Source organism: Paenibacillus amylolyticus (assembly GCF_001570725.1).
In the GTDB taxonomy this organism is placed as follows: Bacteria; Bacillota; Bacilli; order Paenibacillales; family Paenibacillaceae; genus Paenibacillus; species Paenibacillus amylolyticus_A.
The window spans coordinates 3,490,298-3,503,623 of the sequence record NZ_BCNV01000001.1 but is presented as its reverse complement, the minus strand read 5'-3'; the positions used below and the strand labels follow the sequence as shown (position 1 = coordinate 3,503,623).

General features: G+C 49.0%; 12 protein-coding genes. 9 read left to right on the top strand and 3 right to left on the bottom strand.

The window, feature by feature from the left end:
• Positions 1–17 precede the first annotated feature (17 nt).
• From PAHA3_RS15555 to PAHA3_RS15545, 3 genes are all read left to right on the top strand, one after another.
• Positions 18–1,202 carry an exonuclease SbcCD subunit D gene (locus PAHA3_RS15555; protein ID WP_062835509.1) on the top strand — a complete coding sequence of 395 codons (1,185 nt, stop codon included), beginning with the start codon at positions 18–20 and terminating at the stop codon, positions 1,200–1,202.
• Positions 1,199–4,618: an SbcC/MukB-like Walker B domain-containing protein gene (locus PAHA3_RS15550; RefSeq protein WP_062835508.1), complete on the top strand. Its 3,420-nt coding sequence runs from the start codon at positions 1,199–1,201 to the stop codon at positions 4,616–4,618. The genes PAHA3_RS15555 and PAHA3_RS15550 overlap by 4 nt, the downstream gene beginning before the upstream one ends.
• Before the next feature lie 447 nt (positions 4,619–5,065).
• Positions 5,066–5,410, top strand: a complete 345-nt coding sequence (locus PAHA3_RS15545) for a hypothetical protein (RefSeq protein ID WP_036674796.1) — start codon at positions 5,066–5,068, stop codon at positions 5,408–5,410.
• A 305-nt stretch (positions 5,411–5,715) separates the two neighbouring features.
• On the opposite strand, the gene PAHA3_RS15540 is transcribed toward PAHA3_RS15545, so the two are convergent.
• From PAHA3_RS15540 to PAHA3_RS15530, 3 genes are read right to left on the bottom strand one after another with little or no spacing between them, the layout of a single operon-like run.
• Entirely contained in the window at positions 5,716–6,849 is a 1,134-nt protein-coding gene (locus PAHA3_RS15540) for a bifunctional cystathionine gamma-lyase/homocysteine desulfhydrase (RefSeq protein WP_062835507.1), read from the bottom strand.
• Position 6,850: 1 nt separating this feature from the next.
• Positions 6,851–7,774: a PLP-dependent cysteine synthase family protein gene (locus PAHA3_RS15535; RefSeq protein ID WP_062835506.1), complete on the bottom strand. Its 924-nt coding sequence runs from the start codon at positions 7,772–7,774 to the stop codon at positions 6,851–6,853.
• 1 nt (position 7,775) lies between these two features.
• A complete protein-coding gene (locus tag PAHA3_RS15530; RefSeq protein WP_062835505.1) occupies positions 7,776–8,420 on the bottom strand; it encodes a class I SAM-dependent DNA methyltransferase in 645 nt (214 codons plus the stop codon).
• Positions 8,421–8,745: 325 nt separating this feature from the next.
• On the opposite strand from PAHA3_RS15530, the gene PAHA3_RS15525 reads away from it, so the two are divergent.
• The 6 genes from PAHA3_RS15525 to PAHA3_RS15500 all read left to right on the top strand — a co-directional run bounded on the left by PAHA3_RS15525 (position 8,746) and on the right by PAHA3_RS15500 (position 13,316).
• On the top strand, positions 8,746–9,105 hold the full coding sequence (locus PAHA3_RS15525; RefSeq protein ID WP_062835504.1) for a histidine triad nucleotide-binding protein: 360 nt from the start codon (positions 8,746–8,748) through the stop codon (positions 9,103–9,105).
• A gap of 188 nt (positions 9,106–9,293) precedes the next feature.
• Positions 9,294–9,467, top strand: a complete 174-nt coding sequence (gene rpsU, locus PAHA3_RS15520) for a 30S ribosomal protein S21 (protein WP_005547957.1) — start codon at positions 9,294–9,296, stop codon at positions 9,465–9,467.
• Between the two features lie 15 nt (positions 9,468–9,482).
• Entirely contained in the window at positions 9,483–9,926 is a 444-nt protein-coding gene (locus tag PAHA3_RS15515; protein ID WP_062835503.1) for a GatB/YqeY domain-containing protein, read from the top strand.
• Positions 9,927–10,208: 282 nt separating this feature from the next.
• On the top strand, positions 10,209–11,531 hold the full coding sequence (locus tag PAHA3_RS15510) for an NfeD family protein (RefSeq protein WP_062836129.1): 1,323 nt from the start codon (positions 10,209–10,211) through the stop codon (positions 11,529–11,531).
• Positions 11,532–11,692: 161 nt separating this feature from the next.
• Positions 11,693–12,703 (top strand): flotillin-like protein FloA, encoded by a 1,011-nt coding sequence (floA, locus tag PAHA3_RS15505; protein ID WP_062835502.1) that lies wholly within the window; start codon positions 11,693–11,695, stop codon positions 12,701–12,703.
• A 13-nt stretch (positions 12,704–12,716) separates the two neighbouring features.
• On the top strand, positions 12,717–13,316 hold the full coding sequence (locus PAHA3_RS15500; RefSeq protein WP_062835501.1) for a hypothetical protein: 600 nt from the start codon (positions 12,717–12,719) through the stop codon (positions 13,314–13,316).
• The last annotated feature ends 10 nt before the right edge of the window (positions 13,317–13,326 follow it).

Genomic DNA, 13,326 nt, shown 5'->3' with positions numbered 1-13,326 from the left:
GAGGGGTGGAACGGACAATGCGTATTTTGCATACAGGGGACTGGCATTTGGGGAAAACACTGGAAGGACGAAGCCGATTGCGTGAACAGGAAGATTTCGTTGATGAACTCGTCAGGGTGGCTGATGAGCAGCAGGCGGATGCCATATTGATGGCCGGAGATGTGTATGATTCCGTGAATCCTCCCGCAGCGGCGGAACAACTTTTTTATGAAGCGGCAGCACGTCTGACGGAGCATGGAAGACCTCTCGTGGTGATTGCGGGGAATCATGATCAGCCAGAGCGAGTGGCTTCTGTAACTCCACTGGTGAACAGGCAGGGCATTACACTCGTAGGGATGCCGACTTCAGAAGCGGTAACCATCCATGCGAAGCGCACCGGAGAAACTGCACAGATAGCCGCATTACCTTATCCTTCTGAAGCGAGATTGAATGAATTGCTGACTACAGATGGGGACGAAAATGTGCTTCGTCAGGCATACAGTCACCGGGTGGGCATGTTAATGCAGCGTTTGGCAGCTTCTTTCCGCCCGGATACCGTGAACTTGGCCATGAGTCACATCTATGTGCTCGGTGGACTTGAGAGTGATTCGGAACGTCCGATTCAGATCGGTGGGGCATACACGGTAGACCCTTCTTCTTTATCGACTGGTGCGCAATACACAGCGCTTGGGCATCTTCATCGTGCACAGGCTGTCAAAGGAGACGGTGTGATTCGATATAGCGGCTCTCCCTTGGCCTACAGCTTCTCGGAAGCAGGGCAGAGCAAGTCTGTCACGATGGTTGATCTGGCACCGGGCGGAGTGGCACAGGTAGAGGAAGTTTTGTTAACGTCTGGGCGTCCGCTTGTGCGTTGGCAGGCGCGGGGTGGTCTCGCAGAAGTATATCGCTGGCTGGACGAGGGACGTGATCCGCAGGCTTTTATCGATATGGAAGTGTGGCTTGACGAGGCGATGTCGCTGAAGGAGATTCAGCAGCTGCGAAAATCACATGAGGGTATTATTCACATTCGCCCCGTGTACCCCGAGATGGCTGCAGCAGGGCTTTTGGAGCAACGATCCGAGCTACCTGTACACGAACTGTTCCGTAAATTCTATCAGCGCCAGACGGGTGGTGCACAACCTGAAGACAGCCTGGTACAGCTTTTCCTGGAACTTGTGGATGAAGACGAGCCGGGTGTGCGTGAGGAGGTCGAGGAAAGATGAAGCCCATTTTATTAAAAGTTGCCGGACTGCAAAGTTATCGGGAGATGCAGGAAATTGATTTTACCGTGCTGACGGAGACGGGTCTATTCGGTATTTTCGGTCCTACGGGCAGTGGTAAATCTTCCTTGCTCGATGCCATCACACTCGCCATGTACGGAAAAGTAGAACGTGCGGTGAACGGTACACAAGGAATTATGAATCATGCAGAAGATTCGCTGTCGGTTGCTTTTACATTCGAACTGATGTCAGCGGAGGGCACTCGAAGGTTTCGCGTAGAGCGACGTTTCAAACGGAATAATGAAGTGTCGGTGAGTAACACGATCAGCAAATTCATAGAGACGGTCAATGGCGAAGAACAGGTACTTGCCGACAAATTGGCAGATGTGAATCGCTGCGTTGAAGATGTGATCGGTTTGAAGATGGATGATTTTACACGTGCAGTGGTGCTTCCGCAAGGGAAGTTTGCCGAGTTTTTGTCACTCAAAGGCAGTGAACGCCGCCAGATGCTGCAACGATTGTTCCATCTGGAGAAGTATGGGGACCAGTTGGCCATCAAATTAAGTCGGCGGGTCAAGGATAACGATATGGTTCACCAATCTCTTGCTGCAGAGCAACAGGGACTTGGTAATGCCAGCAAAGAGACACTGGCAGAAACCAAACGTATTCTCCAAACCGCAGTTCAACAGTCTGAATTGTCTCGCAAAGCGCTGGATGAAGCTACGAAGGAAGTCGAACAGCTGGGTAAAATCCGTGAGCTAAGTAACGAACGGCAGGCCCGTACGGATGAACAGCAGAAGCTGAAAGCACTGGAACCACAGGTTGAGGCAGGCGAACAACGGTTGAAAAAATCCGTTGCGGCAGATGCAATACTGCCTGCGTTGCAGACGGTTCGAGACGCCAAGTCTACGCAGAAGCAGCGGCAGGATACCGCCGAGACAGCTCATCAGCAAGCATTGGAACATGAGCGTCTGGCTGTTCAGGAAGCGGAGAAGGCCGAGACGGCACGTTCGCAAATGGCCGAGGAAGAACCGAAACTGCTGTTGCGCCTCGAACAACTGGAACAAGCGAAAGAGCTGCAACGGGAACGGGACGGACTTCAAGCCGATTGCTCGCGCCTCGCGCAGCTGCTGGAACAGGGTCAGGGCGAACAGACTGCGCTGGGACAGCAGCTTGAGAAAGAAAAGGAATTGCAACAGCGTGGACGCAAACGGCGTGAGGAACTACAGGAGAGCCTCAAGCCAAATGAAGTGAAGTCAGAGGAGCGCAGACAGCTGCAGGCTGCGCTTGAACTGAAGCATCGTGTGGATACTGCCGCGGAGCAGCTGCAGCAAAACAAGGCTGACATGCAAGCCTATAAGCAGTCGGCAGAACAGGGAGCCGACAAGCTGAAGGCGGCGGCTGAGGAAGAAAAACGCCTGAGTGATCAGCGTCAGCATCTGGTAGAACAGGCGTCAGCAGGTCTTGAGGCCTTGCTTGCCTGTGAGCAGGACATCAGCCGCGAACAGAGCCTGCTGGCCCTTGCGGAGGAACAGCTGCGTGGCACGATGCGTGAGCAGGAGCTGCACCGGCTGTCCTCCGCCTTGCGTGCCGAACTGCGTGACGGCGAGCCATGCCCGGTGTGCGGCTCGCCGCATCACCCACTCCCGGCTGCGCCGCCGGGAGAAGGTCCGCACGCAGGCGATGCGGACCTGGAACTGCTGCGCAGCCTGCACGCGGAGCTGCAGGAGCTGCGCTTTGGGCTGCGCCAGCAGCTGCACGAACGTCGCAGCCTGCTGACGCAGCTTGGCGCTGCGGCCGGCGAAGCTCCTGCCGCAGCCGAGGCCGCGCCTGCGGCAGCGGAGACCGAGCCCGCCGGGGCGCCCGAACACGGGCGCTCCCCGGCAGGCTGGGCATCGCGTGCCGCTGCGCTGCGCGAAGCCGCGCAGGCGCTGGCTGCGGCAGCAGCGCCGCTTCAGGCCGAAGCCGCCGCGTTGCAGCAGGCGGCTGTGGGCGCGCAGCAGCGCCGCATGGAAGCGGCAGCTGCGCAAGAGGCCGGCCGTGCCGGGCTCGCCCAGGCGGAGCGCAAGCTGGCCGAGAGCGAGGCCGCAGCGGCTGCCTTGCAGGGCCGCTGGGCCACAGAACTGCCGGGCATCGCTCAGGAGGAGGCCAAGGCCCTCTATCAGGCGATGCAGGAGCGCGATGCGCGCGCCGAAGACATCAAGGAACGTCTGAACAAAAGCGTGACGTTCCTAGAGGAAAAAGATCAGATCATTCAATCTCTCCAGCAGAAGCTGGTGGAATTGGACAAACAACTGATCCAGTGGCAAACGCAGTGGCAGGGCAATAGCAAACAGCTGGCCGAGAAGGAAGAACGCTTGCGCCAGTGGGTTGGAGAGCAGCGGGTAGAAGATCTGATTGCTGCGGCTCAGGCTCGTCTGGATGGACTGCGAAAAGCAGCTGCGGACTCGGCACAACGCTTCAAACAAGCGGATAATCTGAAGCAGGAATCAGCCAAGAAAGATGTCATGGCTCAGCAGGCAGCCGCCTCGGCAACAGAACATCTGCAACAGGCACAGGAACGGTGGGAGCAATTGCTGGAAAAATCCCCGTTTGACTCGGATGATGCCGTTGTGTCCGCGGCGATTCCATCACAGGAAGCAGAACAACTGGCAGGCGAGATCCAGCAGCACCGTGAACGTGAGCGTGAACTGGTATCCCAATTGCGTGAACTGGAACAGAAGCTGGGTGGTGCAGTCGTATCGGAGGAACAGTGGTTAGCCTGTACCGAACGTTTGCAGCAGGTTCGGATTGAGGATGAAGCTGCCCTTCGTGCCAAAGCACGCGCTGAACGTGATCTGGAGGATGTGGAGCAGCGACATGTTCGCTGGACCGAACTGGAGAACAAGCGGGTGGAGGTAAGCCGTCAAGGTGAGCTGCTCAGCAAACTGCAATCCGCGTTCAGAGGCAATGCTTTTGTCGAGTATATTGCCGAAGAACAACTGATGCAGGTTAGTCACGCGGCATCTCAGCGTCTGCGCTTCCTGACCAAACAACGCTATTCACTGGAGGTAGACTCTGGTGGTGGTTTTGTGATCTGTGATGATGCTAACGGGGGAGTCAAACGACCGGTATCGACGTTGTCCGGTGGCGAGACGTTTTTGACCTCATTGTCACTGGCTTTGGCACTGTCGGCCCAGATTCAGCTGCGAGGTCAGTACCCGCTTCAATTCTTCTTCCTGGATGAAGGGTTTGGTACACTTGACCCGGAATTGTTGGATACCGTCATTACGTCGCTGGAAAAACTGCATGACGACCGATTGGCTGTCGGTGTAATCAGTCACGTGCCTGAACTGCGCGCACGCTTGCCACGCAAGCTTGTGGTGATCCCGGCAGGTGAAGCTGGAAACGGCTCACGGGTGGTCTTGGAGACCCTGTAGAGGGCAACGTGTAAGTAATATAAATGATAGAAGCGCCTCTTATAGTCCAAGCAACTGAATATTAGAGATTGTTCAAAAAGTCCGCTTTTGATTACGAAGGGTGCATAGCGGCATCATCAACATACCGCCCTTTTTGAACACGTACTATTACCGAATATTTTTGTAAAAATATTTCTTTTCTTGCTTTTATAACATAGCGGAGTGAGTTACATCACAGATACAGGTTCATCCCGCTGTTATACTACAGTTAAGCCGACAAACTTGTTTTAAGTACCCCGGCGGACATCTGATCAGGACGTTTCCTGAATAGATGTCCGCGCAGCAGCCTTCCAAGGAAGCCGCTCACGGGGTGCTTCTTTTTTTTGCTTTCTTCCCGTAGTGTCAATTCGCCCAGTCCTGAATACCATGAAAAGGTGATCAAGAGCAGAATCGAGGAGGCGTTGGCAAGTGGAAAAGGTGGAAGCGAAGAAAATATGTAAGGAACACATGCACCGTTATGTATGCGTACAGATGAATGATGGCATGCACTATGATGGCATTATGGAAAATGTGGATGATGAAATGATTTATCTGGCGGTTCCCGTTGGACCAGAAGCTATGGTGAATCATGCGAACTGGGCTCCAAATGCAATGCCTGGGGCGAACTATCCGATAGGTCATACTCGTGGATTTTATCCAGGTTACGGCTACCCTACACCTTATCCGTATTATGGTTATGGTCGTAGACGTTTTAACCGACTGGTGCTCCCGTTATTTGCGCTTACGGCGTTAACCCTTTTACCTTACTATTGAAATTAGAAAATCAGGTATAACGACAGTGATTCATTCTCATGCATCTTATAAAATCTCTGAAAAGAACAAGTTGAGGATGGATATGTTTCATTCATGGATACTGTAGAGTATGAAATATAGCGGTCTTATCACATATGGAGTCCAGCCTGATGTATTGCGACAGTCATTGTAATACAAGTGGCAACATACCGAACATCCAAAAGGTCATGCCTGTGCAGAAGCGAACTTCTGTAAGGCATGACCTTTTTTGAACCTGTGAGTGTAAGAATCGATTGATAGCCAGTATGGCCTCATTCAAAATGCCCTTAACTTAATGCAGATTTCAAATCATCAAGTAAATCTTCAACATCCTCGATCCCAATGGAGATACGAATCAAACCATCCGTAATCCCCAATTCTTGCCGACGTTCATAGGGAATGGAAGCATGTGTCATTCGGGCAGGGACAGAAATTAAACTTTCCACCGCGCCCAGACTTTCAGCCAATGTGAAATAACGGACTTTGCTTAACACCTCATCTACTTTTTCAGCGCTGCCTACATCAAAGGAAACCATACCGCCATATCCTCTCGCTTGCGTGGAAGCCAGCTTGTGCTGCGGATGGTCGGGCAACCCAGGATAATACACCTTGCTCACGGTCGGATGCTGATTCAAAAATGTCACAATCTGCTCTGTATTGCGTTCTTGCGCTTCCATCCGTAGTCCCAATGTTTTTAGACCTCGCATTAGCAACCATGAATCCATGGGTCCCAGAACAGCGCCAATGGCATTTTGAATAAAATGCAGGTCTTCTCCAAGCTGCTCGCTGTTGACAACCGCAAGTCCTGCCACAACATCGCTATGACCGCCGATATATTTCGTTGCAGAATGCAGTACAATATCTGCCCCCAGAGCCAGCGGGGTCTGCCAATAAGGCGTACTAAACGTGTTGTCCACAATGAACAGCAATTCATGTTGTTTCGACCATTTCGCTACAGCAGCAATATCGGTGACCTTCAGTAACGGATTGGTAGGTGTTTCTACATAAATGGCCTTCGTATTGGATTGCAAAGCTTGCTCCAGTGCCTTTAGTGAGGTGGTATCTACAAAGGTAGACTCGATCCCCAGACGATTCAGCACCTTGGTGAAAATGCGGTAAGTCCCGCCGTATACATCATCCGTCAGAATGACGTGATCTCCTGTTTTCAGCAGAGACAGTACAGCATGAATTGCAGCCATTCCCGAACTAAAAGCAAAACCGCGAACGCCATTCTCCAGCTCTTTAATGACTTCTTCCAACGCATGACGGGTAGGGTTGCCAGTACGTGAATACTCGTATCCCTTGTGTACACCAACCGATTCTTGCTCATACGTGCTTACTTGATAGATAGGGACACTCACTGCTCCGGTGTGTGGATCACCAACAATTCCTGCATGAATCAGCTTTGTTTTTGGTCTCATGTTATTGTCCTCCATGATAGATATTTTGGCTTAAATACCGTTCGCTGCTATCCGGGAAAATAACGACGATGTTACTTCCGGTAGCTGCGTGGCCGGCTTCGTTTAATGCGGCTTGCATAGCTGCACCTGATGAGCTTCCTACCAGTAAGCCTTCCAATAGGGCTAGATCCTTCACCCGCTCAAAGGCATCTTCATCTGAGATCGTATGAATGGCATCAAAGTAACTTACATCCATAAAAGAAGATAATGTTTCGACGCCTATTCCTTCTGTACGATGTGGTCCCGAGGGACCTCCTGCGAGAATCGAACCCTCAGGTTCGACGATACATGTTTTGATTAACGGGTTTTGCTCCTTCAAATAGCGGGATCCTCCCATAAAAGTACCGCCAGACCCGGCTCCAGCGATATATACATCCACCTGTCCGTTCAAATCACGCCAAATCTCAGGGCCCAGATGTTCATAATGTGCGAGTGGGTTATCCGGATTGGAGAACTGACCTGGGATATACGACCCCGGTATTTCTTTCGCCAGCGATTCCGCCTTGCGTATAGCACCCGTTATTCCTTCTGATGTGGGTGTGTTCACGACCGTAGCTCCAAGAGCTTTCATCAATTGCTGCTTCTCGATGCTGAACTTCTGAGGTACTGTGAAAATGACCTTTAAATTCAGGCCTACAGCCGCCATCGCAAGACCAATTCCTGTATTGCCTGCGGTAGCTTCAATGACTGTTCCACCTGGCTTAACGTCTCCTCTTGCCAAGGCCTGCTCCAATAAAAACTTGCCGATGCGGTCTTTCACACTTCCTCCAGGATTCATGAATTCCAGTTTGGCAAATAGACGGATTCCTTCAGGTAATGGATAACGGGTTAATTCAAGTAGAGGCGTATTGCCTATAAGTTCCTGTACATGCTGATAAATGGTCAAATTAACCAATCTCCTTTTGTGCGTTCATTAACCATACATATTTGTTTAATCGGGAAAAGTGCGTGATAAAACCATATTTCGATAAAATGGTTTGTAAAACATCCATTGTCGTATAGTATTCGGTCTGTAGATCTGTCAGCAGTTCGGTATAGCCTAGAGAAGCTACCTCATCCTCGATCTGATGACGACTCTCCTGATCCTGAAAGATGGTATCCGCAAACACGATTTTTCCATTAGGGCTGAGTAGCTTGGCATATATTGAAATCGCCTGTTCTTTCTCCGCATCGTTTAAATGATGGAAAGCATAGGTGCTCACGATGGCATCGATTGGCTCAGGTAGAGGAGGGAATTCCAGAAAGTCTCCTTCAAACAATTCGAAATTCAGATTCCGCTTCTGCACCTGATGGATCATCCCTTGTGAAGGTTCAACCCCGTATACTTTATGCCCTGCCGCTATCAACTTTTCTGTAAGATTTCCCGTTCCTACGCCAAATTCCAAAATTGTTCCGCTCACCTCTGAGACCACGGTATGAAGGATTTCTTCATAATGCTCAAATACTTCCTGATATTGTTGGTCATGTCCCATCACGGTTTGATCATAATCATTTGACCATTGGTCAAATAAAGCCACAAACTCTCTACCCATTACCTTAATATCCTCCTTGGATTGCCAAGAATAAAAGCAACTATATCAATGGGGATTATATACTATAAAAGTGTAATTTAAAAGAAAAATATGGAATTTTATGGCTTTAAATCATCAACTCTGTACCTCTTTACTTGACTGATTTCCATGAATTTCTTGAGTTGTTTCTTCACCTGAAAGCCCTGGATATGGATCGATGAAAGGAAGAGGAACGAAGAGTTTGTTTAGACTTGCTGGCTATGTGCCTAGAGATTGGACGTGGGTTTTTACTTCTAGTATGATAAGAGGGAATACATACATTGGTTTACAAAGGAGGGTATGAACTATGGATTGCTTATTTTGCAAAATTGTAGAGGGCAGCATTCCCTCCAATAAAGTATTGGAGAATGACCATGTTATCGTGTTTCATGATATCCAGCCCGCAGCACCGACACATGTGCTCGTCATTCCGAAGAAACATATTGCTTCCATGAATGAAGTGATTGCAGAAGATCTGCCTCTGATCGGCGAGATTCATCTGGCTGCTCAAGAGGCGGCCAAGCGTCTTGGCGTGGAGGAAACAGGATATCGCTTAATCAACAATTGTGGTAAGGATGGAGAACAAACCGTTCATCATCTGCATTATCATTTGCTGGGTGGTACAAGACTTGGCGCGTTGACAAGTTTGTCTGATTCTCACAAATAAACATGCAAACGTGTGCTAATATTGAGTCATTATGCATATGCATTTAATCCATGAATATGTGAACATGGCTCATATAAATAAGTGATCATTACATTGAGGTTGACACCTTTATTACCTTTCGCCTATAATGAAAGATGATGAACCGTGTTATTGCTCTTGGACGGTCTGGTCGGAGGGAGGGAAAACTGGTGTCTGAAACTAAAGTTCGCAAAAACGAGACTATTGATGCTGCACTTCGTCGTTTTAAACGCTCCATCGCTAAAGATGGCGTATTGGCTGAGGTGAAGAAACGTAAGCATTATGAGAAGCCAAGCGTAAAGCGCAAGAAAAAGTCCGAGGCTGCTCGTAAGAGAAAGTTTTAGGAGGATTTTAACTACATGAATCTTAGCGAACGATTGAACGAAGATATGAAGCAAGCGATGAAGAGTAAGGACAAGTTCAGACTCTCCAACATTCGGTTGATTCGTTCGACGATCAAGAATCTTGAAATAGATTTGAAAAGAGATTTGGATGACAACGAAGTGCTTGATATCCTGAGTCGTGAAATCAAACAGCGCAAAGATGCCCTCCAAGAATTTGACAAAGCGGGCCGTGAAGACCTCGCGGCAAATGCAAAAGCGGAAATTGAAGTACTCATCCAGTACCTTCCCGCACAGCTTTCCGAAGAAGAAATTAAAGTTATTGTACAGCAGACCATCCAGGAAACCGGTGCTTCTTCGAAAGCCGAGATGGGGAAAGTCATGGCGGCCCTTATGCCGAAAGTTAAAGGCAAAGCGGACGGCAAACTGGTAAATCAAGCAGTTCAACAATTTCTGCAATAAAGCAAATCAATAAACACCTCCTGACTTGTCAGGGGGTGTTTTTTCCTTATACAGCCGCTTGATTTCCTTTTGACAGGTGAGTTTTTCTTTTTAATGGTTAATATATATTATTATGGATTTATATTCTTGCAATTGAGCCTGTTTTCAAATATAATTTTAAGATTTTGAAACGAAATGTTGCATTGCACGTAATAAATACCATAAGCTGGACAGTATAACATTAATGGAAAAGGGGGGACTATTGTGAAGGGAAAGCGCCGGAAGAAGCTTACGGGGCCATTGATGCTCTTAATGCTGCTGACGCTGCTGCTTCCTGTCTGGATTGGATCACCGTCAGCGCATGCAGCTGAGAAGAGTGGCGCCGTATATATTATTCCGGTTGATAAACCAATCGAGCAGGGACTTGGCAAGTTCATGGAACGCGGGTTCAAGGAAGCGGAAAAGATGAACGCTGGCCTGATCGTTCTTGATATCAATACGCCGGGAGGCCGTGTCGACACTGCGGAAGCATTGGGTACCCTAATTAAGGACAGTCCGATTGAGACGGTTGCATTTGTCCGTGGAGATGCTGCTTCAGCCGGAAGTTTTCTGGCACTGAATGCAGATAAGATCGTAATGTCACCAGGCAGTATGATTGGTGCGGCGGCAATGGTGGACAGTTCGGGTAAACATGTTGATGATCCAAAGCTTGTTGCATTCTGGAAGAGCAAAATGCAGGGAGCGGCTGAAATCAGTGGCCGTGATGGCAAAATTGCAGCTGGAATGACGGATGTTAACATGGTTGTGGAGATGCCAGAGATCAATAAAACCAAGCAAAAAGGTGAAATTATTGCTCTCTCGGCTGAAGAAGCGCTGAAAGTCGGTTATGCCGACCACATCAGCAACACACCGGAAGAAGCGGCAACTTGGCTCGGTTACAGTCAGGATGATGTATTTAAGGTAGAACGGACGACAGCAGAGAACATTTCATCTTTTCTGACCAATCCTGTTGTCATGACTGTATTATTGTTCCTCGGAATCGCGGGTGTGATCATTGAATTGATTGTTCCTGGTTTTGGAGTTCCTGGTATTGTGGGTATCGTGTGTTTCGTCTTATATTTCTCAGGTAATTACATTGCGGGATTTGCCGGAGCGGAGACATGGGTACTATTTACTGTCGGACTCATCATGATGATTCTGGAGATGTTTATTCCGAGCTTCGGTATTTTGGGGATTTTGGGATCGATTGCGCTTGTGGCCGGTGTTGTAAGGGCTGCTTATGATACGAGTGACGCATTTGTATCTCTGGGTATCGCTTTTGGAGCAGCGTTGGTAGTCATTGCGATCATCTCAATCATCTTTAAGGATCGAGGGATCTGGAATCGGTTCATACTGAGTGACAGTATGTCTGCGGATCGTGGTTATTCATCAGCGACAGAACGCAAAGAGCTGGTGGGTCTGCAAGGAATCAGTCTGACACCGCTTCGTCCTTCTGGAACAGCGATGTTTGAAGGGGAACGAATTGACGTCGTGACCGACGGAGACTTCATTCCCATTGATACACCAATTATTGTGATTAAAGCGGAAGGTACCCGGATTGTGGTTCAGCAAGCATTGCCGGTGTAACTCGCTCTGTTGTCGAAGCGGATCAACGCTTCGGCAATGTACATAACCACGTAGCTGAAGCTGCCAGCGAGGTGGTGCATTCTTTAATTTAGCAGCGGACTTATGATTGTCTTTTCTAATATTTTTAACAAATTCAAATTGCAAATGGAGGAATTTAAACTATGGACACACCTATGATTACGATTTTGCTCATTGCGGTAGTAGGTATTATCGTATTGAGCGTATTCTTCAGCTTTTTCCCGGTTATGCTCTGGGTTTCAGCGATTGCATCCGGCGTACGCGTAAGTATTATTACACTGGTTGCGATGAGACTGAGACGTGTAACGCCTAGCCGTATCGTAAATCCAATGATTAAAGCAACTAAAGCGGGTCTTAAACTTTCAATGAACCAACTGGAGAGTCACTTCCTGGCAGGTGGTAACGTTGACCGTGTTGTAAACGCTCTGATTGCTGCACAACGTGCGAACATTCCGCTCGAATTTGAACGTGCTGCTGCCATTGACCTCGCAGGTCGTGACGTATTGCAAGCCGTACAAATGAGCGTTAACCCACGTGTTATCGAAACACCAATTGTCTCTGCGGTAGCTAAAGATGGTATTGAAGTTAAAGTTAGAGCACGGGTTACGGTTCGTGCCAATATTGACCGTCTCGTCGGTGGTGCTGGTGAAGAAACGATCATCGCCCGTGTCGGCGAAGGTATCGTAAGTACGAACGGTTCCTCCAATTCTCACAAAGACGTCCTGGAAAATCCGGATCTGATCTCCCGTACGGTATTGTCCAAAGGTCTGGATGCAGGTACTGCTTTTGAAATCCTGTCCATTGATATTGCGGACGTTGATGTAGGTAAAAACATTGGTGCATTCTTGCAAACAGAGCAAGCAGAAGCTGACAAACGAATCGCTCAAGCGAAAGCAGAAGAGCGTCGTGCAATGGCCGTAGCCCAAGAGCAAGAGATGAAAGCACGCGTAGTGGAAATGAGAGCGCGCGTTGTTGAATCCGAATCCCAAGTACCTTTGGCGATGTCCGAAGCACTGCGTAGTGGTAAAATTGGTGTCATGGATTACATGAACCTGAAGAATATTGAAGCAGATACTCAAATGCGTAACACATTGGGAAAACCTGGTGAAGGTTCGAATTCCAACGATCAGGGTGATTCCAAAAACGGAAGATAGGCGGTGAGTGCATATGGGCCTATTTGAATGGATTTTTGATAATCTGTATATTGTGGCCGTCATCGGTTTTGCGCTCTTCTCCTTCTTGGGGAAAGCTGCCAAATCGGCTGATCCGAACAAAAAGCGTCCTGCTAACGGGATGCCTACGTTTGGAGGCAGTGGTGATTCAGGCCGGGATGAACGCTCAAGAGATAACTCATCTCCGCAGCAGTCTTCCGGACCTGCCGATCCCCGCTATGATGAACAGTATGACGATCGGTATGATGACGAGCAATATGAGAATCAGTATGATCAGCCGTATTCGGAGCCTGCAGCATCTTCTCGCCCCGCAAGTGACTACAGAAGTGAGGGCACGATGAGTGCCATGGAAAATTCACTTGAGGAACAGATGAGAGGCATGGAACAGCAGCAGCGCTTGATTGAAGAACGCTTGAATCGTATCTCTTCTGCGAATCGGCCAGTTGTGTCTGATTCCAGCTGGGATGAGACTAGCACCGATGGATCGGGAGCGTCTCCACTTCGTCCTGCTGATATTCGTACAGGTGTACTGTGGGCAGAAGTACTCGGTTCTCCTCGTTCCAAACAGCCGTTTGGCACAAGAGGGAAACTGTAAACAAGTCATA

Bases quoted from the DNA above. Each gene is read 5' to 3' on its own strand.
- PAHA3_RS15550 (WP_062835508.1), top strand. From the start codon at position 1,199: ATGAAGCCCATTTTATTAAAAGTTGCCGGACTGCAAAGTTATCGGGAG.
- PAHA3_RS15510 (WP_062836129.1), top strand. From the start codon at position 10,209: ATGCTCTTAATGCTGCTGACGCTGCTGCTTCCTGTCTGGATTGGATCA.
- floA (WP_062835502.1), top strand. From the start codon at position 11,693: ATGGACACACCTATGATTACGATTTTGCTCATTGCGGTAGTAGGTATT.
- PAHA3_RS15525 (WP_062835504.1), top strand. From the start codon at position 8,746: ATGGATTGCTTATTTTGCAAAATTGTAGAGGGCAGCATTCCCTCCAAT.
- PAHA3_RS15530 (WP_062835505.1), bottom strand. From the start codon at position 8,420: ATGGGTAGAGAGTTTGTGGCTTTATTTGACCAATGGTCAAATGATTAT.
- PAHA3_RS15500 (WP_062835501.1), top strand. From the start codon at position 12,717: ATGGGCCTATTTGAATGGATTTTTGATAATCTGTATATTGTGGCCGTC.
- PAHA3_RS15515 (WP_062835503.1), top strand. From the start codon at position 9,483: ATGAATCTTAGCGAACGATTGAACGAAGATATGAAGCAAGCGATGAAG.
- PAHA3_RS15555 (WP_062835509.1), top strand. From the start codon at position 18: ATGCGTATTTTGCATACAGGGGACTGGCATTTGGGGAAAACACTGGAA.
- PAHA3_RS15540 (WP_062835507.1), bottom strand. From the start codon at position 6,849: ATGAGACCAAAAACAAAGCTGATTCATGCAGGAATTGTTGGTGATCCA.